This is a genomic window from Variovorax sp. PCZ-1, from assembly GCF_018413605.1.
Taxonomy (GTDB): Bacteria; Pseudomonadota; Gammaproteobacteria; order Burkholderiales; family Burkholderiaceae_C; genus JANMDU01.
Genome location: NZ_JAHCDN010000004.1, coordinates 13,923 through 38,317, shown reverse-complemented (window position 1 = coordinate 38,317; position 24,395 = coordinate 13,923). Strand labels below are relative to the sequence as shown.

Sequence of the window (24,395 nt, the reverse complement as noted above, 5' to 3'; positions counted from 1 at the left end):
CTGATGGTAACTCCTCTAAGGGCAACTTGCGCTAAGTCCTTGATTTGGCATATAATTTAGGGCTCTGCAGCGTTCATCCGCCCGCGGTAGAGCTAGATACACCGAGCGCCTGCTTGCCCGCCCCTGCGGTGCGGTCAGTCCTCGGTTGATTTAATACCCACCTAAGAGGCTCTCAACAGAAGAGCACCGACCGTGGAAAAGGCGGTTCAAACCATCTCACTATAGAAGAGAAAACTCATGAGCACTTTCAGCGCAAAACCCGCTGAGGTCGTACACGAGTGGTTTGTGATTGACGCGACCAACAAGGTCCTCGGAAGAATTGCCAGCGAAGCAGCTCTCCGTTTACGCGGCAAACACAAGGCCATTTATACGCCTCACGTCGATACTGGTGACTTCATCGTCGTCGTTAACGCAGACAAAATCCGCGTGACCGGCAACAAAGCCGATCAAAAAATTTACTACCGCCACAGCGGTCATCCTGGCGGCATCTATGCCACCAAGTTCAAGGACATGCAAGCCAAGCACCCTGGCCGCGCCTTGGAGAAGGCTGTCAAGGGCATGCTGCCCAAAGGCCCTCTGGGTTACGCCATGATCAAAAAGCTCAAGGTCTATGCTGGTGGCGAACATCCGCACAGCGCCCAGCAGCCTAAAGTTCTTGACATTTAAGGAGCCGACATGATTGGTGAATGGAACAATGGCACCGGCCGTCGCAAAAGCAGCGTCGCCCGCGTGTTTCTGAAAAAAGGCTCTGGCAAGATTTCGATCAATGGCAAAGACATCGCTGAATATTTCGGCCGTCAAACCTCGATCATGATCGCCAAGCAACCCCTGCTTTTGACCAACCACGCTGAGACGTTTGATATTCAAATCAACGTCAACGGTGGTGGCGAATCCGGCCAAGCCGGTGCAGCCCGTCACGGCATCACCCGCGCTCTGATTGACTACGATGCAACGCTCAAGCCTGCACTCTCCCAAGCTGGCTTCGTGACGCGTGATGCGCGTGAAGTTGAGCGTAAGAAGGTCGGTTTGCGTAGCGCTCGTCGCCGCAAGCAGTTCTCCAAGCGTTAATTTTTACGCTTGCAAACAGACCGCCGAATCGCAAGGTTCGGCGGTTTTGTCCTTTTGCAGTACATTCTTATCCCTCATGCGTTTTCGACTCCTCCGCCGCCGCCTCACGATCAGCGCGCCCAGCATGGCGATTCGCTCGGCCATGCCTTGGCCATTGCGCTGGGCTTTAGTCGCTGTGATGCTCGGATTTTGCGCAGCCATTGGTTTGTGGGCCTTCGAGCTGGGCAAGGATCTAGCGGGTATTGATGACAATGCCAAAGAAGAGCTGGCTAAGTTGCGTACGGAAGTTGTGCAATTACGCGATCAGCGTGATAAAGCGCAATCTGTATTGAATACCTCCGGCAGCTTACTCACTGCGGAAAAAGCCGCGCAAGAAAAAATCATTGAGCAGGTGAAAAGGCTCGAGGCAGAAAACCGCGCGTTGCGTGATGATCTCGGCTTCTTTGAAAAACTCATCCCCACGGGCGGCAATGAAGGCGTGGCCATTCGTGGCTTGCAAGCAGAGCCGTTGAACGCAGGCACGCAGCTCAAATGGCAAGTGTTGGTGATTCAGCCCACCAAGAATGCGCCAGCATTCAACGGCAAGCTGGAAATCACGCTCTCCGGTCTACAAGGTGGCATGCCCGGTACAGGCGCAGGCGGCAAACCTTGGACGCAAGTGGTGGGCGGCTCTGCGCAGGCTCTGCAATTCACGCAATACCGACGTCTGGAAAACGTGATCGACTTGCCCCCGCAAGTCGTGGTAAAACAGGTGTCCGCAAAAGTGACCGAGGGCTCAGCTACTCGCGCTGTGCAGACCTTGAAGATATAACTCGTTGGAGCAGTACAAAATGTTTGGCAAGAAAAAACAACCCCCCGTGCGCAGCCTGATCGACAAAGGCACGCAAATTCAGGGCAATCTCAAATTCACCGACGGTATGCGTGTCGATGGCAATGTAGTGGGCAATATCCGCGCTAATGAAGACAGCGATAGCCTCATCGTCATTGGCGAAAGCGCTGTGATCGAAGGCGATGTGTATTCCGACCACGTCATCATCAACGGCAAAATCATCGGTCATGTGCATGCATTTGAGCTGCTGGAGCTGCAGCCTAAGGCGCAGATCGAAGGCGATGTGAGCTACAAAGCGCTTGAAATGCACCAAGGCGCCGTCATCTCTGGTCAGTTAAAGCCAATGATTCCTGGCGAAAAGCCTGCGCTCAAGCTGGCCGCTAACAACGGTTAAAGCACTGGGATCAGCAGGTTTTCTGCCAATAGGTTAGTATTTCACTCAAGTATTGAATTTCAAGGAGCCGCTATGAGCGCAGTTGCCGAAAACATCCAAACCGAGATGCCCTCTCCCATCATCTTCACCGAGAGCGCCGCTGTGAAAGTGGCTGATCTCATTGCCGAAGAGGGCAATCCCGATCTCAAGCTACGCGTCTTCGTGCAGGGTGGTGGCTGCTCCGGCTTCCAATACGGCTTCACATTCGACGAAATCACCAATGACGACGACACCGTGTTGCATAAAAACGGCGTGCAACTCTTGGTGGACGCGATGAGTTACCAGTATTTGGTTGGCGCAGAAATTGACTACAAAGAAGACCTGCAAGGTGCGCAGTTCGTGATCAAGAATCCGAATGCCACGACGACTTGCGGCTGCGGCTCCTCGTTTTCGACCTGAATTCCCTTCTCTCCAATGAAAAAACCGCTGAATTCAGCGGTTTTTTGTTTTCGGAGGGGTGGCGCGGCTGGCGGGGATCGAACCCACGACCCTTGGCTTCGGAGGCCAATACTCTATCCACTGAGCTACAGCCGCGCATAGGGAGAACAGTCTTGATTGTAGCTGGCATGCGGCTGGAAACTGTTATAATTTAAGGCTTTGCTGCATTTGCCATACCTTATGCAGCAAGCCCGAATACCCTTTTGCGCTGATGCACAAAGTCAGCGAACCCCAAATTCTAGGAGCCCATCATGGCCGTTCAACAGAATAAAAAATCGCCGTCCAAGCGCGGCATGCACCGTTCACACAATGCCCTCGTGGCCGCGAACGTGGTTACCGACAAAGACTCCGGCGAAGCCGGTCTGCGTCACCATATCAGCGCCAACGGCATGTACCGTGGCCGTCAGGTGATCAAGCCTAAGCAAGTCGCTGCTGAGTAATTGCCATTAGCGCAGCTGTTTGGCTGTGCTCATTGCAGGTCAAAGCCAAAGCCCGCTGCTCTTTTGCGAGAGCGTCGGGCTTTTTGCATGGTTTTCTTGGTATTTTTAAGTGTTTTAAGCATTTCGCCGGCGTATATACTGCGCGGAGTGCTATTAAAATAATAGTGAACTAAACTCTCATCTATGAGCGAGACAACGCCCCTATCCGCCTCCAATGAAACGCAACTGGCCATTACTTTGGCCGTGGATTGCATGGGCGGCGATCATGGCGTGGCTTCCACATTACCCGCTTGCCGCGCGTTTTTGGAAAGCCATCCACAAGCTCGTTTGCTCCTGGTCGGTCTGCCCGAGGCGCTGAAAGATTTGGCGCATCCGCGCGCCAAGCACGTTGCTGCCAGCGAGGTTGTCACCATGGACGATCCTTTGGAAGTGGCGCTGCGCAAGAAGAAAGATTCTTCTATGCGCGTGGCCATTGCGCAGGTGAAAGAGGGCGCTGCGCAAGCAGCAGTCTCGGCTGGCAATACCGGCGCTTTGATGGCGATTGCCCGCTATGTGCTCAAAACGCTCGACGGCATTGACCGCCCAGCCATTGCCACCCAAATGCCCAATATCAAAGGCCGCAGCACCACCGTGCTCGATCTGGGTGCCAATGTGGATTGCCAGCCCGAGCACTTGTTCCAGTTCGCCATCATGGGCTCGGCCTTGGTTTCGGTGCTCAACAATGACGAAAACCCATCGGTTGGTCTGCTCAATATCGGCGAAGAAGTCATCAAAGGCAATGAAATCATCAAAAAAACCGGCGAATTACTGCGATCTGCCGCTAAAAACGGTGATTTGAATTTTTATGGCAACGTCGAAGGCAATGATATTTACACCGGCGTCACGGATATCGTGGTGTGCGACGGTTTTGTGGGTAACGTAGCACTCAAGGCCAGCGAAGGCTTGGCCAAAATGATCGGTCAGTTTCTCAAAGATGAGTTTTCTCGCAGCATTTTCACAAAAACTGCCGCTATCGGTGCTTATTCGGTGCTAAATGCGTTTAAAGATCGCGTTGATCACCGTCGTTACAACGGTGCAGCGCTTTTGGGGTTGCGCGGCTTGGTCTTCAAAAGCCATGGCTCGGCAGATGCTCTGGCTTTCGAGGCGGCTTTGACAAAAGCTTATGAGGCAGCGAGTCACGGTTTGCTCGACAAACTCAAAACCCGAATTTCTCATGCTGCACCAGTTTTGGCTGCTGCTTCGAATGCATCTGAGGTCGCAGGCTGATTTAAGATAAGAACGCAAAAGACGCAAAAATTACGCAAAAGACGCGAAAAATACCGAAAGCCCTGTTAAAAAACTGCAGGCCAAAGCAACCACACTATTTCTAATTTGGTTTTTCTTTTTTGCGTCTTTTGCGCAACTTTTGCGCCCTTTGCGTCCGGTATTTCTCTTCGTCGTTTGGCTAGCCGTTGAGTATAAAAAAGCATGGCAAACTCTAGGCCATGACAAGCGCTTTGATCTATTCCCGCATCACCGGCACAGGCAGCTACCTGCCAACCAACAAGCTCAGCAACGCCGATTTGGCCACTTTGCTGGCAAAAGATGGCATCGAAACCTCTGACGAATGGATCGTCGAGCGCACCGGCATTCGCAATCGCCACTTCGCAGCAGCCGATCAATCGGCCAGCGATCTCGCGTTACCCGCCTGCGTGAGCGCGCTGCAAGCTGCGGGAAAAGTGGCTGGTGATGTGGATCTGATCATCTGCGCCACTTCTACGCCGGATATGGTGTTCCCTTCCACGGCAGCCATCTTGCAGCATAAATTAGGCCAGTTTTATGAGCAAAAGAGCACGATTGACGGCATGGAATCTGCGCAGAATGCTACTAAATCAATAGCGGATAAAAGTATTGCTGGTTGCCCGGCCTTCGATGTGCAAGCCGTATGCAGCGGCTTCGTCTATGCGCTCACCGTGGCTGACGCGATGATCAAAACCGGCGCAGCCAAATGCGCCTTGGTCGTGGGCACAGAAGTCTTCAGCCGCATCCTCGATTTCAAAGACCGTACCACCTGCGTGCTCTTTGGCGATGGCGCAGGCGCCGTCGTTTTAGAAGCCTCCAGCGAACCCGGCCTCTTGGCCAGCGAGCTGCATGCCGATGGCAAGCATGTCGGCGTGCTCTGCACCCCCGGCACAGTGAGCGGCGGCCAGATCTTGGGCGACCCGACGCTCAAAATGGACGGCCAAGCCGTTTTCAAACTCGCCGTCGGCGTGCTCGCAGACGTCGCCCGCTCAGTATTGGCCAAAGCGGGCAAGACAGAAGCCGATATCGACTGGCTCATCCCCCACCAAGCCAACATCCGCATCATGCTCGGCACAGCCAAAAAGCTCAAACTCCCGGAAAGCAAAGTCATCGTCACCGTTGCTGATCATGGCAACACCTCAGCCGCGTCAATCCCCTTAGCGCTTGATCACGGTGTGCGCAGCGGGCAGATCAAGAAAGGTGAAACGCTGATGCTTGAAGGCGTGGGTGGTGGGTTTACTTGGGGTGCGGTTCTGCTAGAGCTATGAACGAAATAAAACGTCCGCCACCACTACCTTTAAAAATTGTAGTCAGCATTTGGGGTCTCTTGTGCCTCACTTTTTTGATGTGGGGGTCGAGTCCGCTTTACCTTCTTCAGAATTGGTTAATGTTTCTCAAGTTTGACGAAGCTTGGAACCATTCAAACCCCATTGGGGCGACCTTGACGATGACCGTAATGTTTGTGGCTGGGGTAATTACAGTTCCAATCGTATGTGTGAAGACTTGGAGCGGTAATCGAGATGCAAAGAGCGCATTCATGATCCTTAACTTTATTCACATTGCGTCAATAGTATGGGCAGCATTTCAAATGACCTCGTTTCTATTTTTGGCTTTCGCTTTAGTACCTATTGTCATACTTATCACGATGGTCTCGTCTGAAGAAATTGTCAAATACTTTGCTGTACCGAATAATCAATCTGAATCATTGAAATGAAGAAATTTGCATTTGTTTTTCCCGGCCAAGGCTCTCAGGCTGTGGGTATGTTGGACGCTTGGGGTGATCACCCCGCAGTCATATCTGTGCTGCAGGAAAGCTCAGAGGCGCTGGGCGAGGATGTGGCTCAGTTGATTAAAGAAGGGCCGAAGGAGGCGCTGGCTTTGACGACGAATACGCAGCCTGTGATGTTGGTGGCGGGTGTGGCGGCTTATCGGGCTTGGCTGGCTGAGGGCGGCGTTGTGCCGTCTGTGGTGGCGGGGCATTCGCTGGGCGAGTATTCGGCGTTGGTGGCATCTAGCGTGTTGACACTCAAAGATGCGGTGCAAACCGTGCGCCTGCGTGCGGCGGCGATGCAAGAGGCTGTGCCGGTGGGCACGGGGGCGATGGCGGCTGTGCTCGGGATGAGTGCGGCGGATGTGATTGCGGGTTGTGCGGAAGCTGCTGCGGCTAGCGGCGAAGTGGTGGAAGCGGTGAATTTCAACGATCCGGCGCAGACGGTGATTGCGGGCAGCAAGGCGGGTGTGGAGAAGGCGAGCGAATTGCTCAAGGCCAAGGGCGCGAAGCGCTGCTTGCCGCTGCCTGTGTCTGCGCCTTTTCATTCGAGCTTGATGAAGCCGGCGGCTGAGAAGCTACGTGAGAAATTGGCGACACTGACTTTCAATGCGCCGCAAATTCCGGTGGTGAACAATATTGATGTGGCGGTCGAGACTGATGCTGCAAGAATCAAAGACGCGCTTTATCGCCAAGCCTTCGGCCCGGTGCGCTGGGTGGAGTGCATTGCTGCGATCAAAGCGCGTGGCGTGAACACCGTGATCGAATGCGGGCCGGGCAAGGTGCTGGCGGGGATGTGCAAACGCATTGATGCTGAAATCGTGAGTGGCGCGGTGTTTGATCCGGCTTCTTTGGTTGAGGCGAAGGCGCTCTTAGTCTGAAATCCAACAGCCGGACGCAAAGGGCGCAAAGGTTGCGCAAAAGACGCAGAAAATACCGAAAATAAGATTCAAATAAATCAAAAATTATTCAGTGCATTCCTAATTCTTTTTGTATTTCTTTTTTGCGTCTTTTGCGCAACTTTTGCGCCCTTTGCGTCCGGAAATTTTTCTTTATCCTTCAATAAACCAACAACCTAAGCAGAGAGCCATCATGACTACACCGACAGAACAACAAATCGCCCTCGTCACCGGTGCCACGCGCGGCATTGGCGCTGCAATTGCACAAGAATTGAAAGCCGCTGGCATGACGGTGATTGGCACGGCCACGAGCGCAGAAGGCGCAGCGAAGATCACTGCCGCTGGTATTCACGGTGTGGTGCTGAACGTGACCGACGCTGCCGCCACCGATGCACTCATTGAACAAATCGTCAAAGAGCGCGGCGGCCTGCATGTGCTGGTCAACAACGCAGGCATCACGCGCGATACGCTCGCCATGCGCATGAAGGATGAGGATTGGGATGCCGTGATGGACACGAATCTCAAAGCCGTCTTCCGCCTCTCCCGCGCTGTGATTCGCCCGATGATGAAGCAGCGCTATGGCCGCATCATCAATATCACTTCGGTGGTGGGCGCATCAGGCAACCCCGGCCAAGCGAATTACGCGGCGGCCAAAGCCGGCCTTGCGGGCATGACGCGCGCGCTGGCGCGCGAGCTGGGCTCACGCAACATCACCGTGAACTGCATTGCTCCCGGCTTCATCGAAACGGATATGACCGCCAGCTTGCCCGAAGAGCAGCAAAAAGCCTTGCTCAGCCAAATCGCGCTTGGGCATTTGGGCAAACCTGCCGATATCGCCCATGCCGTTGCTTTCGTGGCCAGTCCGCGAGCCGGCTACATCACAGGACAAGAAATCCATGTGAATGGCGGCATGTACATGTAAACAGTGACCGGCCTTAGAGTTGACGCTCTAAGCGGGTAGAATCATCAGGTTTTCAACAACCCTTAGAGGGACTTATGAGTGATATTGAAGCACGTGTCAAAAAAATCATTGCCGAGCAACTCGGTGTGGAAGAGTCGCAAGTCTCGCCAGAGAAGGCTTTCGTAGCCGACTTGGGCGCTGATTCGCTGGACACGGTGGAATTGGTGATGGCCTTGGAAGATGAGTTCGGCATCGAAATCCCTGATGAGGATGCTGAGAAGATCACCACGGTGGGCGCAGCGATTGACTACGCCACTTCGCACAAGAAGGCTTAAACGCATCTTGCTTAAGAAGCTGGTTGTGTAGGGGCTGGTAGCTGCGAGGCTACCTGCCCTTTTTCATTTGAGATGGAAGATTTTTCGGGTTGTTTATGAGCAAACGTCGCGTCGTCATCACAGGTTTGGGCTGCATCAGCCCAGTGGGTAACACGGTGGAGTCCGCTTGGAATGCACTGGTGGCCGGGCAATCGGGCATTACCGCCATCACCAAATTCGATGCGAGTGCTTTTTCCTGCAAGATCGCGGGCGAAGTCAAGGGCTTCAATGTGGAGGAGTACATGAGCTCCAAAGAAGCCCGCACGATGGATACCTTTATTCACTACGGCATTGCCGCTGCAGTGCAGGCGGTGAAAGATGCGGGCCTTGCGACGAATGATGCCTTGAGCGACGAACAATCCGTGCGCATCGGTGTGAACATCGGCTCGGGTATCGGCGGTTTGCCTTTGATTGAAGAGACGCATACCGAGCTGACCACTCGTGGCCCGCGCCGCGTGACGCCATTTTTCGTGCCTGCCAGCATCATCAACATGATTTCTGGCCACGTGAGCATGAAATACGGTTTCAAGGGGCCAAATATTGCCGTTGTGACCGCGTGCACCACCGGCCTGCATGCCATTGGCGTGTCGGCTCGCATGATTGAGTATGGCGATGCCGATGTCATGGTCTGCGGCGGTGCGGAGAGCACAGTCTCGCCTCTGGGTATCGGCGGATTTGCTGCGATGCGCGCGTTGTCCACCCGCAACGACGATCCCGCCACTGCCTCCCGCCCCTGGGACAAAGACCGCGATGGCTTCGTGCTTGGCGAAGGTGCGGGTGTGATGGTGATCGAAGAATACGAGCACGCTAAAGCACGCGGCGCAAAGATTTATGCGGAGATCGCCGGCTTTGGCATGAGCGCCGATGCTGGTCACATGACCGCGCCAAATATGGATGGCCCGCGCCGCGCGATGCTTTCGGCGTTGGCCAATGCGGATTTGAAGCCCAGCGATGTAGATTATGTGAACGCGCACGGCACATCCACACCCCTGGGCGATATCAACGAATCCAACGCGATCAAGGCGGCGCTGGGTGATCATGCCAAAAACATCGTGGTGAGCTCCACCAAGGGCGCGACCGGCCATTTGCTGGGCGGCGCGGGCGGCTTGGAGAGCGTGTTTACCGTGCTCGCCATGCATCACCAAACCATTCCGCCCACGATCAATATCCAAAACCAAGATCCTGAATGCGATTTGGATTACTGTGCGAATACCGCTCGGAAGAAAGAGATCAAAGTGGCGCTGAAAAACAATTTTGGTTTTGGCGGCACGAACGGCGCTTTGGTTTTCAAGCGCGTTTGATCTGAGCCCCTACTCAGCACACAGTTCACAGCGCGGAGCAAACCATGCGCTACCCGCCCGCCCTCACGTTCACGCCCAGCGCGAGTTGGGCGTATCGCGCATTTGCGCTGCTGATCACTCTCATATTGATAGCATCTTGCGCAGTATTCATACCGGCAAATGGCCATTTTTCCTTAAAAATCATGGCTTATCTGGCGCTCGCCGCAGGTGCCAGTGGTTGGCTCCTTCACGACGCTTGGAAAAAGCCGCGCGGCAGCTTGCATTACGCCCAAGGCCAATGGCATCACTTGCAGGATCAGCGCGAAATACCGGGAACTTTAGGCCTGCATATTGATCTGCAAGCCTACATGTTGGTGAGCTTTCGAGCTCATTCAGCGAATAACAGGCTTTTTCACACAACAACACAGTGGTTCCATCTCGAAGCGAGGCATCTAGATCACGCAGCTCAAGCGCCGGCACATGCTGGGGCTTGGAGCAAGCTGCGTCGTGCTGTCCATTCACCGATGGGGTCTGCTGATGAAGCTGTGGTCGCCTGAGATGGATGCCGTCAGCGCAGTCAGCGCCAACCCAGTGCAGCAGCCAGACCCAGATCAGGCCCTGGTAGAAATTGCCAAAGCGGGCGGGCGAGAAGGCGAGCGCGCTTTTGAGCTGCTCTTCATCAAATACCGCAAAAAGCTCGAGCGCATGATTTCTCGCATGGTGCGCGATGAAGGCGCGATGCAAGATGTGGTGCAGGAGAGTTTTCTCAAAGCTTGGCGTGCCATGGCGGGCTTTCGGGGTGAATCGCAGTTTTACACTTGGCTCTACCGCATCGCCATCAATACGGCCAAAAAGCATTTGGTGGCCGTCCGCAAGAACCCAGTGATCAGCGAATCGAGCCTCTCATCCGGCAGCGACGATGAGGAAAATCCTCTCGCCGAAGCTCTGATGAACGGTGGCGGTGAAGTGGATACACCCGAGGCCGCCTACGCTGCTCAGGAAATTGCTGCAGCTGTGAACGAAGCTTTAGAGGCATTACCTGAGGAACTGCGTCGCGCTTTGGTACTCAGAGAAATGGAAGGCCTCTCCTATGAAGATATCAGCGAAGCCATGGATTGCCCGATTGGTACGGTGCGCTCGCGCATCTTCCGTGCCAGGGAAGCAATCTCAGTGCGTATCAAGCCCATGCTTGAGCGACAAACCGGCAAGCGCTGGTAGAAGTTGAAGTCAAGTGATTTTTGGAATTCGATCATGAAGTACGTAGTATCTGAACCCATGTCCCAGCAAGAGCAGCTGTCTGCACTGCATGACGGCCAGCTGGACGCCGCTCAAGCGGCTGCGCTAGTGAAAGCCAGCTTGAATGATGAAAGCATCATGCAGCAGTGGCGCAGCATGAGCGTGATAAGCCAAGTGTTGCGCGAGCAGCAAGGCTATGCCGTGACGCAGCCAGCCCTATCAAAGATTGAAGTACCGCAAACTCTGCAGCCTCAGCAAGAAGCCGCCAACGATGGCGTTTTCCGCTGGAAGATGGTCGCAGGATTTGCTGCGTTGGCAGCCGTCGGTTCGTTGGTTTGGGGCTTGCTCGGCGCGGTAGGTGAAAAGGCTGGCATGCCACAAGGCGCTGTCATGGCCAATCAACAAGTCGCGCCAGCAGTTAGCCCCGCGAGCCAAGGTTTGATCACGGTGGGCTCTCAAATCGCGGGTCAAGAAGTGACGATGATTCGTGATCCTCGTTTGGATGAATTGCTCGCTGCGCACAAGCAGTTTGGTGGTGTTTCTGCCCTGCAGCAGCCGGCGGGATCATTGCGCAGCGTTTCCTTGGCAGCACAGCGTCCTTGAGTAGCGGTGTCATCATGATGCAGTATTTGAAGAAAAATCCGATGCTAGTCGGCTATGAATCTGCGCGGAATGCTCTGATTTTTATAGCAATGAGCGGATGCCTTGCGGCAGCGTTTGCGCAGACCCAAGTGCCCGTTGCAGCACCTGTGCCGACGGGCGATGGGGCGATTTCGGTCAACGAATGGTTGGTGCGCATGCACGAGGCCTCGATGAAAAAGCGTTCCTACATTGGCACGCTGGTGCAATCTTCCCGCGATGGCATGAGCAGTGCCCGCATTTGGCATGCATGTGATGGCGCCAGTCAAATTGAGCGCATCGAATCTCTCACCGGCGCGCCGCGCAGCTCGATCCGCAAAGACGACAAACTCGTGACCTTCATGCCCGAGACGAAATTAGTGCGGATGGAAAAGCGCGAAGGTCTTGGAGCTGGCGCGAGTTTTTCCGATTTGCTTAAACCCGGCGCGAATCAGATTCCAGATTTCTACACCGTGAAATCCTTAGGATCAGAGCGCATAGCTGGCCTGGATGCTGATGTGGTGGTGCTCAACCCACGTGATGGGCTGCGCTATGGCTACCGCATCTGGACAGAGCGCAAGAGTGCACTCGTGCTCAAACTGCAGACCTTGGATGCCAGCGGCACGATTGTGGAGCAGGCCGCTTTTTCGGAGCTTCAGCTTGATGCTCCGGTGAAAGCCGATAAGCTCAAAAGCATGATGAAGCCCGCCGAGGGTTGGCGCGTCGAGCAGGCCGATGTGGTTAAAACGACTGCATCCGCTGAAGGTTGGAATCTGAAAACGCCCGTGCCTGGCTTCAAGAGCGTGAGTTGCCATAAGCGCGGCTCGGCGCAGTCTGGTTTGGTCAGCGGTGATGGCACGGTCCAGTGGGTGTTCTCCGATGGTTTGGCCACCGTCTCGCTTTTCTTGGAAGCCTTTGATAAAACACGCCACACGCAAGAGGGCTTGGCAAGCGCCGGCGCGACGCATTCTTTGTTTCGCCGTATGAACGAGCATTTCCTCACTGCTGTGGGCGAAGTACCGCCGCAAACCTTGCGCAATTTTGCAGCTGCACTTGAGCGCAAAAAGTAAACTCATCCATCTCATCATTCGTTGTCATTCTTTTTTTGGCAAGCCTCATGAAAACTCATCCTCTTCTCAAGCATCTGCAATCTACTGCTGTGGCATTCGCTTTCGGCTCATCCATGGTGTTTGGCCTCACGCTCTTGCCGAGCCAAAGCGCACAAGCCCAATCGGCAGCTGCTGTGCGCGGCCTGCCTGACTTTGCGGAACTTGCAGAAGCCACAGGCCCCAGCGTGGTGAACATTCGTACGCTGGCCAAGGTGTCTTCTCGCTCTGGCGGCGGCAATCTCGAAGGCATGGATGAAGAGATGCAGGAATTTTTCCGTCGCTTCTTCGGCGATCGCGTGCCCGGTGGTCCGCGTGGCAACACACCGCCACGCAACAATGCCCCGCAAGAAGAGCGTGAAGTGCCGCGCGGCGTGGGCTCTGGTTTCATCTTGTCTGCCGATGGCTTCATCATGACGAATGCGCACGTGGTCGATGGTGCTGACGAAGTGATCGTCACGCTCACTGACAAGCGCGAGCTCAAAGCAAAAATCATCGGCGCAGACAAGCGTACCGATGTGGCTGTGATCAAGGTCGAAGCCACAGGTCTGCCAGTCGTGAAAATCGGCGATTCCAACCGCGTGCGTGTTGGCGAATGGGTGATGGCCATTGGCTCACCTTTTGGCTTGGATAACTCTGTGACCGCTGGCATCGTGAGCGCGAAAGCGCGCGAGACAGGCGATTTCCTCCCCTTCATCCAAACCGATGTGGCCATCAACCCCGGCAATTCCGGTGGCCCGCTCCTGAATATGCGCGGCGAAGTGATCGGCATCAACAGCCAAATCTATTCCCGCTCCGGCGGCTTCCAAGGTATTTCGTTTGCGATTCCCATCGACGAAGCCGTGCGTGTGAGTGAGCAGCTGCGCACCAATGGCCGCGTGGTGCGCAGCCGAATCGGCGTGCAGATTGGTGAGGTGACGAAAGAAGTGGCTGAGTCGATTGGCCTGCCCAAGCCTGCCGGCGCATTGGTGCGCTCAGTAGAAGCCGATGCGCCTGCAGCCAAAGGTGGCGTAGAGGCTGGCGACATCATCACCAAGTTTGATGGCAAAACAATTGAACGCTCCACCGATCTGCCTCGCCTCGTGGGCGCGACCAAGCCTGGCACCAAGAGCACCATCACCGTCTTCCGGCGTGGCGCAAGCCGCGATCTGGCTGTGACTGTGGTGGAAATCCCTGCAGAGACGCCAGTGAAGAAAGCTGCCGCACCAGCTGAGCCACCCAAGCCCACAGGCGCTGGTCAAGTCGTTGGCTTGGCCGTAGCTGAGCTTACCGATGCGCAGAAAAAAGAGCTCAAGCTCAAAGGCGGCGTGCGCGTCACGGCGGCTCAAGAAGCTTCTGCGCGGGCTGGTTTACGCGAAGGCGATGTGATTGTTGCTGTCGCGAATACTGAAGTGAACACAGTGGCTGAGTTTGATGCAGCCCTGTCTAAGGCTGACCGCAGCAAGCCGATCAATGTGTTGTTCCGTCGCGGTGAGATGGCGCAGTTTGCATTGATTCGCGCACGTTGATTGTTTTTGCTTGTGCTCCGAGGCCGCCTCTTTCGACGCTGTGCCTCTGGCCGAAGACTATTTGCGTAAATCCAGTACCCGCTTAGCTTTTCCAGCGCTGCGTTCCACGCCACCTTCAGCACGCAATTCAATCGCCGCAGACGAGCCGATATAAGTCTTGATATCGTGCGCTAGCGCCGCAGATGCTGCGCGAGCTGATTCTGATTCGATAGCAAAGCCGGGTTTGGTTTCGACGGCCACGGTGAGTGCATCCATGTGACCGTCTTTGCTCAAGATGCATTGGTAGTGCGCGCTGAGCGCAGCTTGCTTCAAGATCAGTTCTTCGATTTGGGAAGGAAACACATTCACGCCACGCACGATCATCATGTCGTCGCTTCGCCCAGTGATTTTTTCCATGCGGCGCATACTGCGTGCTGTACCGGGCAGCAGGCGAGTTAAGTCTCGTGTGCGGTAGCGGATGATGGGCAGGGCTTCTTTGGTGAGGCTGGTAAACACCAGTTCGCCGAATTCGCCATCGGGAAGCACTGCGCCCGTTTCTGGATCAATGATCTCGGGATAGAAATGATCTTCCCAAATCGTCGGGCCATCTTTGGTCTCCACGCATTCGTTGGCCACACCGGGGCCCATGACTTCGCTCAGGCCATAGATGTCCACCGCTTGGATGTTCAGGCGCGCTTCAATCGAAGCACGCATCTCGTTCGTCCACGGCTCTGCGCCGAAGATGCCGATGCGCAGGCTCGTCTTGCGCGGATCAATGCCTTGGCGCTCCATCTCATCAGCAATCGCGAGCATGTAGCTGGGTGTGACCATGATGATCGTGGGCTTGAAATCCATGATGAGCTGCACTTGCCGCTCGGTCTGCCCGCCACCGAAAGGCACCACGGTGAGGCCGAGTTTCTCCGCGCCGTAATGCGCGCCCAAGCCGCCCGTGAAGAGGCCATAGCCGTAGCTCACATGCACCAGATCGCCCGGCTTCGCGCCTGCTGCTCGGATAGAGCGAGCCACGAGATTGCTCCACATATCAATGTCGTTTTGCGTGTAGCCAACGACGGTGGGCTTACCTGTTGTGCCGCTGCTCGCATGAATACGTACGATTTGCTCGCGCGGCACTGCAAACATGCCAAACGGATAGGCATCACGCAAATCTTTTTTCGTGGTGAAAGGCAGTTTGCTCAAACAGCCAAGTGTTTTCACATCACTGGGTTTGACGCGAGCTTCATCAAACTTGGCGCGATAGACCGGCGAATTTTCGTACGCATGGGCGAGCGTGGATTGCAGGCGCTTGAGCTGCAAAGCGCGTAGCTCAGCGATGGGTGCTTTCTCGACAGGTTCTAATAAAAATGATGTTTTTTGAAGCATTTTGGCCTTTCGCCGGCATAGATACTGCGCGGAGTGCTCACAAATTAATAGTGAATAGATTTAACTTGGCAAGACTGTGCCTTTGATCTGCGCAGACTTACCGCGAAACATAGCGATGACTTCGCCCTCTTGATTCGTCACTTTCATGTCGTAGATGCCGTGGCGGCCAGAGAGTGTTTGCTCGATGCCTTCGCAGGTGAGCACATCGCCGAGCCTTCCTGGCCTGAGAAATTCAATGCTGCAGCCTGCAGCAACTGCGACGGTGTTATGCGAGTTGCATGCGAAGGCGAAGGTGGAATCAGCGAGTGTGAAGATGAAGCCGCCGTGGCAAATCTTGTGGCCATTCAGATGCAGGGCTTTGATCTCCATGCTCATGCGTGCATAGCCCGGCTTGCATTCGATGAGCTGCATGCCCATGGTCTCGCGCGAGGCGGTATCGCTGGCAAACATCTGCTTGCCAACGGCTGTGGCCAATTCAAGCGCTGTCATCTTCATTGCCCCTTGAACTGTGGCGCGCGCTTTTGCAAAAACGCATTCACGCCTTCGATGTAGTCGTCGGTGTAGCCCAGCGTGCCCTGCATATCTCGCTCAGCGTCCAGTTGTTGATCGAATGAGCGGTTGTGTGCGCTGCGCAGAAGATGCCTTGTTTCCACCAATGCTTTGGTTGGCATTTGTGCGAGCTTCTCAGCTAAGGCAAGCGCAGCGCCCAGAGCGTCGTCTTGTACATCCCAAATCATGCCGAATTCTTTGGCTTGCGCTGCAGTGAGTTTGTCGCCCGTGAGCGCGAGGCCGAGTGCGCGTGCGAGCCCTAAGCGCTGGGGGAGCAGCCATGAGCCGCCCGCATCAGGGATCAGGCCAATTTTGCTGAAGGCTTGAATGAAGCTCGCGTTTGGCGAAGCAATTGCCATATCGCAGCTCATCACCAGCGATGCGCCGGCGCCTGCCGCCACGCCATTCACAGCGCAAATCGTGGGCATACGAAGATTCATCACAGCGCGTGCGCTAGGGTTGAAATTCGCCTCAATCGTCGGGCCGGGATTAGCGCGTTCTTTGAGGCCAGGGCCAGGCGCGAAATCAAAGCTGCTCAAATCAGCCCCAGCGCAAAAGCCACGGCCTGCACCCGTGATCACGCAGGCCCGCACTTGTTGGTTGGCGCTGGCCTGCGCCAAAGCCGCACGAAAGGCTTCATGCATTGCGGGAATGAGGCTGTTTAATGCAGCCGGACGATTGAAAGTGATCAGCGCGATCTTGGCATCCCCAGCTTCGCGTTCTTCGTACAAGATAGTCGGTTCTGTCATGTTTGTCTCCAATCTCTAATTTACCCGAAAAACCCATTCCCCAACCGGGCAGTCGGGAAATCGCTGTTTCACGACGATTTTCCCCAAGCAAAGCTATGATCAGCCTATGACATACGAACTCATCCTCACAGAAACGCTCGGCTCAGTGGGCAAGATCACACTGAACCGCCCCAAACAACTCAATGCCTTGAACGGCCAGCTCATGGACGAGTTGGGCGCTGCGCTTAAGGCCTTTGATGCTGATGAAAAGATCGGCTGCATGATCATCACCGGCAGTGAAAAAGCCTTTGCTGCAGGCGCTGATATTGGTGCGATGGCCACTTACAGCTTTGCTGATGTGTACAAAGGCGACTACATCACTAAGAACTGGGAAACCATCCGCGGCATTCGCAAACCTGTGATCGCGGCCGTGAGCGGCTTCGCCTTGGGCGGTGGCTGCGAGCTGGCCATGATGTGTGATTTCATCATCGCAGCGGACAATGCCAAATTTGGCCAGCCCGAGATCAAGCTGGGCATCATCCCCGGCGCGGGCGGCACGCAGCGCCTGCCGCGCGCGGTGGGCAAGGCCAAGGCAATGGATTTGGCGCTGACGGGCCGCATGATGGATGCCAGCGAGGCTGAGCGAGCCGGGCTGGTCAGCCGAGTTGTGCCTTTGGCGGGTCTGCAAGACGAGGTGCTGGCCGCAGCTAACATGATCTGCGAATACAGTCAAATCGCGGTGATGGCAGCCAAAGAAAGCGTGAACCGGGCGTTTGAGAGCGGTTTGAGTGACGGTGTGATGTTTGAGCGCCGCTTGTTCCACGCGCTGTTTGCCACGGCAGACCAGAAAGAGGGCATGGATGCCTTTGTGAACAAGCGAAAAGCGGCTTTCAAGCACGAATAAAGCCACTGAGCAATCTTCGGTATAATCTTGGCTCTCGGTGATATAGCTCAGTTGGTTAGAGCGCAGCATTCATAATGCTGATGTCGGTGGTTCAAATCCACCTATCACCACCAAACATCGATCCCTGCCGGCCAAAGCTGGTGGGGATTTTTTTTTGGATGCTACGCCTCAACGAGCCGCAAGCATCCGTCGGTATCATGCAAAGATGACAAATGCATGGCTTCAGCGCTTGATTAACCTCGGCGTTTTGACTTTGACGTACTCACTTGCAGCTTGGCTTTGGGATAGCCAGCGCGCGTGGGCCACTGTTTGCCTGCTCGCCCCATGGCTGCTTACGCCATTGATCTTAGGGATTCAATGCGTTTGGGCGGCTCAGATCAATCGCGCAGAGACCCTCGTCCATCCAGCAAGCCTCAGGCAGTGGCTCAAAGCTTGGCTTGCAGAGTGGCGTGTTGCGACCCAGGTGTTTGCTTGGTGGCAGCCGTTTCGATACCGTGCGATTGCTGACCATTTGAAATCCTCGCCCAGTCAGCGCGGTATGGTGCTGGTGCATGGTTTTTTCTGTAATCGTGCGCTGTGGACGGACTGGATGAGGCAACTGCATTCGCGGCAACGTGCTTTTGTATCGGTGGATTTGGAGCCGGCCTATGGCTCGATCAGTGACTATTCAGATGTGGTGGAAGCAGCGATAAGGCAGGTCGAGAAGGCCACGGGTATGCCGCCAGTGCTCGTAGGTCACAGCATGGGTGGGCTCGCGATTCGCGCTTGGGCTGCGAAATATGTGGGCCGAGATGGTGATATGAAGCGCATTCACCATATTTTCACGCTGGGCACCCCACACCAGGGCACCGCCATCGCGGCAGCCTCTCATACCGAAAACGGGCATCAAATGCGCCGAGGCAGCCCCTGGCTGGCGGATAATGCGTCGCGTTTGCCCCACAATTTTGCAAAGCATTGCACTTGCTACTACTCACATTGCGACAATATCGTTTTCCCCGCCAGTACAGCCACCATATCGGGCGCGGATAATCGACACATTGCTGGCTATGCGCATGTGCAGCTGGTTTTTGCCAACGAAATACAACAGGCCTGCTTGGGCCAACTGGAGAACTGATCATGCCATTGATCGTTGTGATGGATGATGATGCCAGCACGCGCGTGTTGGTCTCAGGCGTGTTGCGAAAAGAAGGCTATGACGTGCTGGCCGCGGAAGATGGCGCACAAGGGTTGGCATTGATTCGCGAACACAAACCCGATTTGGTGGTCAGCGATGTGCAGATGCCAAATATGGATGGTTTTGGCGTGCTGGAAGCCGTACGCGCAGACGAAGCCACGACCACCACCCCAATTATCCTGCTGACGTCTTTGCAAGACCGCGCGCACATGCGTCAAGGCATGACGACAGGTGCCGATGATTACCTCACCAAGCCTTTTGCACCCCAAGAGCTGCGTGATGCTGTCAATGCGCAGTTGTCAAAACTGGTGCGTGCTGAAGCAGTTCAGGCGCAAATCGTGGATCGTGCTGTCACCAACGCTTTAGCCGAGCAGCAAGAGAAAATTGGCCGTCTGTATGAAAAGCGCATGGCCAAAGAATTGTCCGAACAGTGGCCTGACAGCGGGCAGTTTGAAGGCAATGAGCGCCACCCAAGTGCCACTGTGCTGTATGCCGATGTGCGAGATTACACGCAATGGACGCAGCGCTTGTCTACCAATGAATTGGGTGACGTGATCACGCAGTTCTATTCTGGTGTGGGTGATACCGTGCATTTGTTTGGCGCAAGGCATATGCAATTTGTGGGCGATGGCATGCTCTGTGTATTTGTGGGCAGTGGCGACAGTCAATCCGTCAATCATGCGCTTCGCGCTGTGAAGGCGGCCATGGGTTTGCTCGATGGCTGCAAACGCTTGGACAACTTCATGCAACAGAGTTTTGGTGATCGAGGTCAACCCAAATTCGGACTCAATATCGCGCTGCACAGCGGCCCGGTGACCTTCACTAAGTTGGATGGCCTGTTTTCAAGCAGCTCGCAATCTACACCTGTGGGTGAGGCTGTGAGCACCACACTGAAATTCTTCCAGGGCAGCCAGCCGCCTGATTGGGCGATTGCCGCGACCGTACAAACCAATATCTTGCTGGATCGAGCAGCACGCATTGGAAGGCGCGGCATGGTGAGTGTGCCTGGCAGACAAGGCGCTGTAGACGCTGTAGAGATACTTGGCTTGCACGCCTGAAGGACGATTTATGACGAAGTTGGAGCACGCCCGGCAGGAGCGCGGCGGATGGACAGTGCGCAGCATGTCGATGACATTGCTCTTGCTGTTTGCAATCGTGCCGGCAGTGCTGGTAGGCTGGCTGCTCTACTCAAGCAACATTCAAACCGTTGATAAACTTTCGCAAAAAATCATCAACGACGTCGTTCAGCGTGTGCAGGCGGATGCAGAAGTACAACTACAAAATGCAGGGCTGGTATTGAATGGCTTGGTGCCAGCTGCTCCAAGCGATTCGCAAACCAAAACAGCACGTCGTCTGCTCAATTCACCCGAGGAATTTGAGAAATTAGCCACATCGCTCACGCGCATGGCCGCTGATGTACCTTATTTGTATTTTGGAACGAACAAGGGCGAATTCCACGGTGTCGAGCAGATCACGCGCGGTGGTACAGGCTTGATACGCATCGGCATTCGCCGCCAAGGGGACGAAGGGCGGCAATTTTATTCAGCCGCCGTGCCAGGCGATCGCAGCCAGAAACTAGAGCCTGAAGCAAGAAATTACGAGCCACGCACACGCCCTTGGTATACCCAAGCTTTGAGCAAGCGCGAGCGCATTTTTACGCCTGTTTATTTATCAGCATCGAAAAAGCAACTGGTAATTACTGTGGCGCAGCCTGTGTTTGAGGATGATGGCGGTGTGCTCGGCGTATTCGCCGCTGACTTGTATTTGAAGCAATTGTCCGAGGCTTTGCAGATTATCAATATCTCGTCGCGTGGCGTCGCATTCATCGTGGATGACTCCGGTATGTTGGTCGCGACCTCCGCAGGCGATCCTCTTTTCGTGGAGCAAGCAGGTAAATTAGATCGACAACCGCCCAGCAGCAGCGCCAATCCGATCCAGCGCGAGGTGTTCGCACAAATGAAGCCGCTGATTGGCAAATACAAGCAAGACTCGGTGCAGCGCGAGCGCTTCAATGGCGCGATCAAAACTTCTGTGGGCGATACTTTGGTTTCGATGCGGCCTTTTGCCGAGCATTTGGGCCTGCCTCTGACTTTGGTGGTTGCCGCTCCCGAGCTTGATTTTTCTAGTGAAGTACAAGACGGCCTCAAAAATGCTTTGTTTTCAATGGCTGGCGTGGTGGTTTTCGGTGCGCTGTTAGCGGCGATCATCGCTTGGCGATTTTCCAATCGCTTCAAATCATTGATGCACTCCGCTGTTCAGATGGGGCAAGGGCAGGTACCAGCTTTGCAATCCCAAGCTAAGATTTTGGAAGTGCGGCAATTGGCGCGCACTTTGCATGACAGTGCAGAGGAAATTCAAACGCATCGTGCGGCTATCGAGGTGCAAAAGCAAGCCTTGCAAGAAGCCAACGAATATCTGGAAGAGCGCGTTGCTCTGCGTACTCAGCAACTTGAAGAATCGCGCGAAGAAGCCTTGCAAGCGGCCAAAGCCAAAGCAGCCTTCCTTGCCACCATGAGCCACGAAATCCGCACGCCACTCAATGGTGTGGTGGGTATGACGACGCTGATGGCCGATACGCCGCTGAGCAACGAACAAAAAGACTATTTACACACCATGCGTGTGTCCAGTGATCAGTTGCTCTCGGTGATTAACGATATTTTGGATTACTCCAAAATCGAATCGGGCAAGCTCGATCTGGAAAACGAGCCGTTGTCTGTACAGAGCGCTATTGAAGAAGCTTGCGATATCGGCGCGCCTCGCGCCCGCGAGAAAGGGCTGGAGCTGCTGATCGATGTGGGTGATGATGTGCCGCCGTGGGTGCGTGGTGATATCACACGGCTGCGCCAGATCTTGTTGAATTTCTTAGGCAATGCTGTGAAATTCACCGAAAAAGGCCAGATCTTTGTCACAGCGCATCTGAAAGAAGATTTCGATCTGAACCGTGTGATTGACGGCATCTCGCAGCCTGGGGCGCTGATTGAATTTCGCGTGAAAGACTCGGGAATTGGCATTCCTAAAGAGCGCCAAGGTGCACTGTTCCAATCGTTCACCCAAGTGGATGCATCCACCACCCGCAAATATGGTGGTACAGGTTTGGGGCTGGCCATTTGCAAACGTTTGGCCGAGATGATGGGCGGAGCGGTGGGGCTTGAATCTGAGGCAGGGCAGGGCTCGACATTCTGGTTCACTGCGCGCATGAACTACAGCGATGCCCCTGATAAATCTGAAAGCTCCATCCTTGAATTGGCGAGCTTAGAAGGCAAGCTGGCCGTGATTGTGGATGATATGCCCGTCAACATTCAGATTTTGGATAAGCAGCTCAAGCGCTGGAAGATGAATACTGTGGCTTTTGACAACGCACCCGATGCGTTGCAATGGCTCTCCATACGTGATGCTGATGTGGTGATCACTGACATGCATATGCCAGAGATGGATGGTGTCATGTTTGCTCAGGCCGTGCACAAGATCAAGCCTCAGGCGCGATTCGTTTTGCTGACCTCAGGTACGCTTCCCAGCGAGGGCGAAGCGAGTCAATTTGAGGGGCGCTTGCTCAAGCCCTATCGCCAATCGCAGCTTTTCAATATCTTGGCGCGCTTGCTGTACGCGAACAGCGGCGCTTCTCAAGCGGTGATTTCAGAGAAGAAGTCAGCTGTGAAAAATCAAACCATTTTGGTCGCTGACGATAACTTGGTGAACATCAAAGTGGCTGTGAGTATGCTCACCAAATTGGGCTATGAATCCGTGAGTGTGATGGATGGCCAGCAAGCAGCGGATAGCGTGGCTGCCTCTCTTCAGGCGGGAGGCAAACGTTTTGCAGCGGTGCTGATGGATGCCAATATGCCAGTGCTTGATGGTTACGGCTCCGCGCGTCAGATCATCAGCGCACACGGTAGCAAAGCGCCGCCCATCATTGCATTGACAGCTTCTGTGATGGAGGAAGACCGCCAGCGCTGCTTAGATGCTGGCATGATTGGTTTCTTGCCTAAGCCGCTGCGCATTGATGAGCTCTCCTCTGGCTTGTCACAGTATGCGCGCGCCGATGTCGACGCTACTAATTCAATAGCATTCAGCGCAGAAGATAAACCGGCTATCGCCGAAAAAGATATAAAAAAAGCGCCTCAGAATGAGTCTGAGCAAGCTTTGATTGACTGGACTCGCCTAGAGCAATTCAAAGAGTTTGACGATGAAGAACTCTCCATGACTCGCGAGGTGATGGGCCTCTTTATCCAAGACGCCCCCATGCGCCGTGATGACATCAAGAACAGTTTGGCCACGACTGATCCTGTGCTTCTTTCGCTGCGCGCACACGCACTCAAAGGCGCGGCCTCGAATGTGGGCGCGATCGTGCTGTCAGACGCTTGCTCTGTGCTGGAGCATGCTTGCAAGACCAGCGGTTGGCCAACTGATGCAGAAGACCAAATCGCGCGAATTGATGCGCTGACGGATGCGACGCTGGCGGCGCTGACTGCCTGGAAGCCTTGAGCGATTGACAGCCGCGTTTAGGCAGCGTCAATCTTCAGATTTTGAGCCGTGACGACCTGCCGCCAGCCAGAAAAATCTTTTTCGATGAAGCTGGCCAACTGAGCCGGCGAGCCATTGGATGAGCTGACAGGCTCCAGCGCATCGGAGGCGAAACGGGCGCGCACATCAGGCAGCTGTACCACTTTGCCCAGCGCTGCGTTCAAGCGCTCTATCGTCGCATGAGGTGTGGCTTTGGGGGCCATCAGGCCAAAATAGTTGAGCACATCAAAACCCGCAAAACCAGCCTCGGCCATGCTTTGCACATCGGGCAATGCACTAGAGCGCTTGGAGGCCGTCACGGCCAGCGCCTTGACGCGGCCATCCTTGATGAAGGGATTGAGCGCAGGCACAGTGCCCGTGACCATGTGAATTTGCCCGCCAATCATGTCCATCGTGGCGGGTGCAATGCCGCGATAGGGAATATGCGTCACGAAAACGCCCGCGCGATTTTTCAGCATTTCCAGCACCAGATGGTTGATGCCGCCTGCGCCTGCACTGCCGTAGTTGTAAAAGCCGGGCCTGGCTTTGGCCAGCTGCACAAAATCACGCATATTGCTCACAGGCAAATCTTTGTTCACCGCCCAAACCAAAGGACCGCTGGCGATCATGCCCACTGGTGCAAATTGGCGCACAGGATCGTAGCCTGCATTGGCAAGCGCAGCGGGTACGGTGGTGAAGGGCGCAGCGGCTAACAGCAGGGTTTGACCATCTGGCGCAGCGTCTGCAACGAATTTCGCACCAATCGCTCCGCCAGCGCCGGTTTTGTTGTCTACTACCACGGTCGTGCCCAGCACCTCCCCCAGCTTTTGCGCCACCAAGCGACCCACCGCATCGGTGCCAGCGCCGGGCGCGAAAGGCACGATGATTTTTGTGGCGTTCTGCTGTGCACGCGCGATCTGAGGAAATGCTATTAAAACAGTAGCAGCTCGCGCAGTATTGATGAGTGCTAGACGGCGATTTTGCATATGAAATTCTCAAAAA

Annotated in this window: 25 protein-coding genes and 2 tRNA genes; 22 read left to right on the top strand and 5 right to left on the bottom strand. The window is 54.9% G+C overall.

Going from position 1 to position 24,395, the window contains the following annotated elements; translation table 11 throughout:
• The first annotated feature begins 237 nt into the window (after nt 1-237).
• The 5 genes from rplM (at nt 238) to erpA (ending at nt 2,729) form a co-directional block, all read left to right on the top strand.
• Entirely contained in the window at nt 238-666 is a 429-nt protein-coding gene (gene rplM / locus KIH26_RS15185; RefSeq protein ID WP_213446541.1) for a 50S ribosomal protein L13, read from the top strand.
• A gap of 9 nt (nt 667-675) precedes the next feature.
• The gene (gene rpsI / locus KIH26_RS15180; protein ID WP_213446540.1) at nt 676-1,068 is read left to right on the top strand and encodes a 30S ribosomal protein S9; all 393 of its coding nucleotides are present in this window, start codon (nt 676-678) and stop codon (nt 1,066-1,068) included.
• Between the two features lie 76 nt (nt 1,069-1,144).
• Entirely contained in the window at nt 1,145-1,879 is a 735-nt protein-coding gene (locus KIH26_RS15175) for a DUF6776 family protein (protein WP_213446539.1), read from the top strand.
• Nucleotides 1,880-1,898: 19 nt separating this feature from the next.
• Nucleotides 1,899-2,291: a bactofilin family protein gene (locus KIH26_RS15170; protein WP_213446538.1), complete on the top strand. Its 393-nt coding sequence runs from the start codon at nt 1,899-1,901 to the stop codon at nt 2,289-2,291.
• Between the two features lie 72 nt (nt 2,292-2,363).
• Nucleotides 2,364-2,729 (top strand): iron-sulfur cluster insertion protein ErpA, encoded by a 366-nt coding sequence (gene erpA, locus KIH26_RS15165; protein ID WP_213446537.1) that lies wholly within the window; start codon nt 2,364-2,366, stop codon nt 2,727-2,729.
• A 59-nt stretch (nt 2,730-2,788) separates the two neighbouring features.
• Here erpA and KIH26_RS15160 read toward each other — a convergent pair.
• Nucleotides 2,789-2,864, bottom strand: a tRNA-Arg gene (locus tag KIH26_RS15160).
• A gap of 155 nt (nt 2,865-3,019) precedes the next feature.
• Here KIH26_RS15160 and rpmF point away from each other — a divergent pair.
• The 12 genes from rpmF to KIH26_RS15100 all read left to right on the top strand — a co-directional run bounded on the left by rpmF (nt 3,020) and on the right by KIH26_RS15100 (nt 14,179).
• Nucleotides 3,020-3,208 carry a 50S ribosomal protein L32 gene (rpmF, locus tag KIH26_RS15155; protein ID WP_213446536.1) on the top strand — a complete coding sequence of 63 codons (189 nt, stop codon included), beginning with the start codon at nt 3,020-3,022 and terminating at the stop codon, nt 3,206-3,208.
• A gap of 183 nt (nt 3,209-3,391) precedes the next feature.
• Nucleotides 3,392-4,474: a phosphate acyltransferase PlsX gene (plsX, locus tag KIH26_RS15150; protein ID WP_213446535.1), complete on the top strand. Its 1,083-nt coding sequence runs from the start codon at nt 3,392-3,394 to the stop codon at nt 4,472-4,474.
• A 218-nt stretch (nt 4,475-4,692) separates the two neighbouring features.
• Entirely contained in the window at nt 4,693-5,757 is a 1,065-nt protein-coding gene (locus KIH26_RS15145) for a beta-ketoacyl-ACP synthase III (protein WP_213446534.1), read from the top strand.
• Nucleotides 5,758-6,199: 442 nt separating this feature from the next.
• Nucleotides 6,200-7,138, top strand: a complete 939-nt coding sequence (gene fabD / locus KIH26_RS15140; protein WP_213446533.1) for an ACP S-malonyltransferase — start codon at nt 6,200-6,202, stop codon at nt 7,136-7,138.
• 211 nt (nt 7,139-7,349) lie between these two features.
• On the top strand, nt 7,350-8,078 hold the full coding sequence (gene fabG / locus KIH26_RS15135) for a 3-oxoacyl-ACP reductase FabG (RefSeq protein WP_213446532.1): 729 nt from the start codon (nt 7,350-7,352) through the stop codon (nt 8,076-8,078).
• 74 nt (nt 8,079-8,152) lie between these two features.
• Nucleotides 8,153-8,392, top strand: coding sequence for an acyl carrier protein (acpP, locus tag KIH26_RS15130; protein ID WP_213446531.1), 240 nt, complete (start codon nt 8,153-8,155; stop codon nt 8,390-8,392).
• A gap of 95 nt (nt 8,393-8,487) precedes the next feature.
• Nucleotides 8,488-9,732 (top strand): beta-ketoacyl-ACP synthase II, encoded by a 1,245-nt coding sequence (fabF, locus tag KIH26_RS15125; RefSeq protein ID WP_213446530.1) that lies wholly within the window; start codon nt 8,488-8,490, stop codon nt 9,730-9,732.
• A 44-nt stretch (nt 9,733-9,776) separates the two neighbouring features.
• A complete protein-coding gene (locus KIH26_RS15120) occupies nt 9,777-10,268 on the top strand; it encodes a hypothetical protein (RefSeq protein WP_213446529.1) in 492 nt (163 codons plus the stop codon).
• Nucleotide 10,269: 1 nt separating this feature from the next.
• Nucleotides 10,270-10,929 carry a sigma-70 family RNA polymerase sigma factor gene (locus KIH26_RS15115; RefSeq protein ID WP_213446746.1) on the top strand — a complete coding sequence of 220 codons (660 nt, stop codon included), beginning with the start codon at nt 10,270-10,272 and terminating at the stop codon, nt 10,927-10,929.
• A gap of 33 nt (nt 10,930-10,962) precedes the next feature.
• Nucleotides 10,963-11,550: a sigma-E factor negative regulatory protein gene (locus KIH26_RS15110; RefSeq protein ID WP_213446528.1), complete on the top strand. Its 588-nt coding sequence runs from the start codon at nt 10,963-10,965 to the stop codon at nt 11,548-11,550.
• A 14-nt stretch (nt 11,551-11,564) separates the two neighbouring features.
• On the top strand, nt 11,565-12,635 hold the full coding sequence (locus KIH26_RS15105; protein WP_213446527.1) for a MucB/RseB C-terminal domain-containing protein: 1,071 nt from the start codon (nt 11,565-11,567) through the stop codon (nt 12,633-12,635).
• Between the two features lie 47 nt (nt 12,636-12,682).
• Nucleotides 12,683-14,179: a DegQ family serine endoprotease gene (locus KIH26_RS15100; protein WP_213446526.1), complete on the top strand. Its 1,497-nt coding sequence runs from the start codon at nt 12,683-12,685 to the stop codon at nt 14,177-14,179.
• 57 nt (nt 14,180-14,236) lie between these two features.
• Here the strand turns inward: KIH26_RS15100 and paaK are convergent, their stop codons facing one another.
• Genes paaK through KIH26_RS15085 form a run of 3 tightly spaced genes read right to left on the bottom strand, consistent with a single transcriptional unit; the run spans nt 14,237 to nt 16,836 of the window.
• Nucleotides 14,237-15,538: a phenylacetate--CoA ligase PaaK gene (gene paaK, locus KIH26_RS15095; protein ID WP_213446525.1), complete on the bottom strand. Its 1,302-nt coding sequence runs from the start codon at nt 15,536-15,538 to the stop codon at nt 14,237-14,239.
• A 60-nt stretch (nt 15,539-15,598) separates the two neighbouring features.
• Nucleotides 15,599-16,027 carry a hydroxyphenylacetyl-CoA thioesterase PaaI gene (gene paaI, locus KIH26_RS15090; RefSeq protein WP_213446524.1) on the bottom strand — a complete coding sequence of 143 codons (429 nt, stop codon included), beginning with the start codon at nt 16,025-16,027 and terminating at the stop codon, nt 15,599-15,601.
• A gap of 2 nt (nt 16,028-16,029) precedes the next feature.
• Entirely contained in the window at nt 16,030-16,836 is an 807-nt protein-coding gene (locus tag KIH26_RS15085; RefSeq protein WP_213446523.1) for an enoyl-CoA hydratase-related protein, read from the bottom strand.
• A 106-nt stretch (nt 16,837-16,942) separates the two neighbouring features.
• Here KIH26_RS15085 and KIH26_RS15080 point away from each other — a divergent pair, with 106 nt between their 5' ends.
• The 5 genes from KIH26_RS15080 (at nt 16,943) to KIH26_RS15060 (ending at nt 23,375) form a co-directional block, all read left to right on the top strand.
• Nucleotides 16,943-17,719 (top strand): enoyl-CoA hydratase, encoded by a 777-nt coding sequence (locus tag KIH26_RS15080; RefSeq protein WP_213446522.1) that lies wholly within the window; start codon nt 16,943-16,945, stop codon nt 17,717-17,719.
• Nucleotides 17,720-17,755: 36 nt separating this feature from the next.
• A tRNA-Met gene (locus KIH26_RS15075) sits at nt 17,756-17,832 on the top strand.
• 92 nt (nt 17,833-17,924) lie between these two features.
• Nucleotides 17,925-18,833 carry an esterase/lipase family protein gene (locus KIH26_RS15070; RefSeq protein WP_213446521.1) on the top strand — a complete coding sequence of 303 codons (909 nt, stop codon included), beginning with the start codon at nt 17,925-17,927 and terminating at the stop codon, nt 18,831-18,833.
• A gap of 2 nt (nt 18,834-18,835) precedes the next feature.
• Nucleotides 18,836-19,951: a response regulator gene (locus tag KIH26_RS15065; protein WP_213446520.1), complete on the top strand. Its 1,116-nt coding sequence runs from the start codon at nt 18,836-18,838 to the stop codon at nt 19,949-19,951.
• Nucleotides 19,952-19,961: 10 nt separating this feature from the next.
• Nucleotides 19,962-23,375, top strand: a complete 3,414-nt coding sequence (locus KIH26_RS15060) for a hybrid sensor histidine kinase/response regulator (RefSeq protein ID WP_213446519.1) — start codon at nt 19,962-19,964, stop codon at nt 23,373-23,375.
• Nucleotides 23,376-23,392: 17 nt separating this feature from the next.
• On the opposite strand, the gene KIH26_RS15055 is transcribed toward KIH26_RS15060, so the two are convergent.
• Complete coding sequence (locus KIH26_RS15055) at nt 23,393-24,379, bottom strand: tripartite tricarboxylate transporter substrate binding protein (protein ID WP_213446518.1); 987 nt, start codon at nt 24,377-24,379, stop codon at nt 23,393-23,395.
• Nucleotides 24,380-24,395 lie beyond the last annotated feature (16 nt).

Excerpts from the sequence above, each read along its gene's own strand:
- rplM (WP_213446541.1), top strand. The coding sequence starts at position 238 with ATGAGCACTTTCAGCGCAAAACCCGCTGAGGTCGTACACGAGTGGTTT.
- rpsI (WP_213446540.1), top strand. The coding sequence starts at position 676 with ATGATTGGTGAATGGAACAATGGCACCGGCCGTCGCAAAAGCAGCGTC.
- KIH26_RS15175 (WP_213446539.1), top strand. The coding sequence starts at position 1,145 with ATGCGTTTTCGACTCCTCCGCCGCCGCCTCACGATCAGCGCGCCCAGC.
- KIH26_RS15170 (WP_213446538.1), top strand. The coding sequence starts at position 1,899 with ATGTTTGGCAAGAAAAAACAACCCCCCGTGCGCAGCCTGATCGACAAA.
- erpA (WP_213446537.1), top strand. The coding sequence starts at position 2,364 with ATGAGCGCAGTTGCCGAAAACATCCAAACCGAGATGCCCTCTCCCATC.
- rpmF (WP_213446536.1), top strand. The coding sequence starts at position 3,020 with ATGGCCGTTCAACAGAATAAAAAATCGCCGTCCAAGCGCGGCATGCAC.
- plsX (WP_213446535.1), top strand. The coding sequence starts at position 3,392 with ATGAGCGAGACAACGCCCCTATCCGCCTCCAATGAAACGCAACTGGCC.
- KIH26_RS15145 (WP_213446534.1), top strand. The coding sequence starts at position 4,693 with ATGACAAGCGCTTTGATCTATTCCCGCATCACCGGCACAGGCAGCTAC.
- fabD (WP_213446533.1), top strand. The coding sequence starts at position 6,200 with ATGAAGAAATTTGCATTTGTTTTTCCCGGCCAAGGCTCTCAGGCTGTG.
- fabG (WP_213446532.1), top strand. The coding sequence starts at position 7,350 with ATGACTACACCGACAGAACAACAAATCGCCCTCGTCACCGGTGCCACG.
- acpP (WP_213446531.1), top strand. The coding sequence starts at position 8,153 with ATGAGTGATATTGAAGCACGTGTCAAAAAAATCATTGCCGAGCAACTC.
- fabF (WP_213446530.1), top strand. The coding sequence starts at position 8,488 with ATGAGCAAACGTCGCGTCGTCATCACAGGTTTGGGCTGCATCAGCCCA.
- KIH26_RS15120 (WP_213446529.1), top strand. The coding sequence starts at position 9,777 with ATGCGCTACCCGCCCGCCCTCACGTTCACGCCCAGCGCGAGTTGGGCG.
- KIH26_RS15115 (WP_213446746.1), top strand. The coding sequence starts at position 10,270 with ATGGATGCCGTCAGCGCAGTCAGCGCCAACCCAGTGCAGCAGCCAGAC.
- KIH26_RS15110 (WP_213446528.1), top strand. The coding sequence starts at position 10,963 with ATGAAGTACGTAGTATCTGAACCCATGTCCCAGCAAGAGCAGCTGTCT.
- KIH26_RS15105 (WP_213446527.1), top strand. The coding sequence starts at position 11,565 with ATGATGCAGTATTTGAAGAAAAATCCGATGCTAGTCGGCTATGAATCT.
- KIH26_RS15100 (WP_213446526.1), top strand. The coding sequence starts at position 12,683 with ATGAAAACTCATCCTCTTCTCAAGCATCTGCAATCTACTGCTGTGGCA.
- paaK (WP_213446525.1), bottom strand. The coding sequence starts at position 15,538 with ATGCTTCAAAAAACATCATTTTTATTAGAACCTGTCGAGAAAGCACCC.
- paaI (WP_213446524.1), bottom strand. The coding sequence starts at position 16,027 with ATGACAGCGCTTGAATTGGCCACAGCCGTTGGCAAGCAGATGTTTGCC.
- KIH26_RS15085 (WP_213446523.1), bottom strand. The coding sequence starts at position 16,836 with ATGACAGAACCGACTATCTTGTACGAAGAACGCGAAGCTGGGGATGCC.
- KIH26_RS15080 (WP_213446522.1), top strand. The coding sequence starts at position 16,943 with ATGACATACGAACTCATCCTCACAGAAACGCTCGGCTCAGTGGGCAAG.
- KIH26_RS15070 (WP_213446521.1), top strand. The coding sequence starts at position 17,925 with ATGACAAATGCATGGCTTCAGCGCTTGATTAACCTCGGCGTTTTGACT.
- KIH26_RS15065 (WP_213446520.1), top strand. The coding sequence starts at position 18,836 with ATGCCATTGATCGTTGTGATGGATGATGATGCCAGCACGCGCGTGTTG.
- KIH26_RS15060 (WP_213446519.1), top strand. The coding sequence starts at position 19,962 with ATGACGAAGTTGGAGCACGCCCGGCAGGAGCGCGGCGGATGGACAGTG.
- KIH26_RS15055 (WP_213446518.1), bottom strand. The coding sequence starts at position 24,379 with ATGCAAAATCGCCGTCTAGCACTCATCAATACTGCGCGAGCTGCTACT.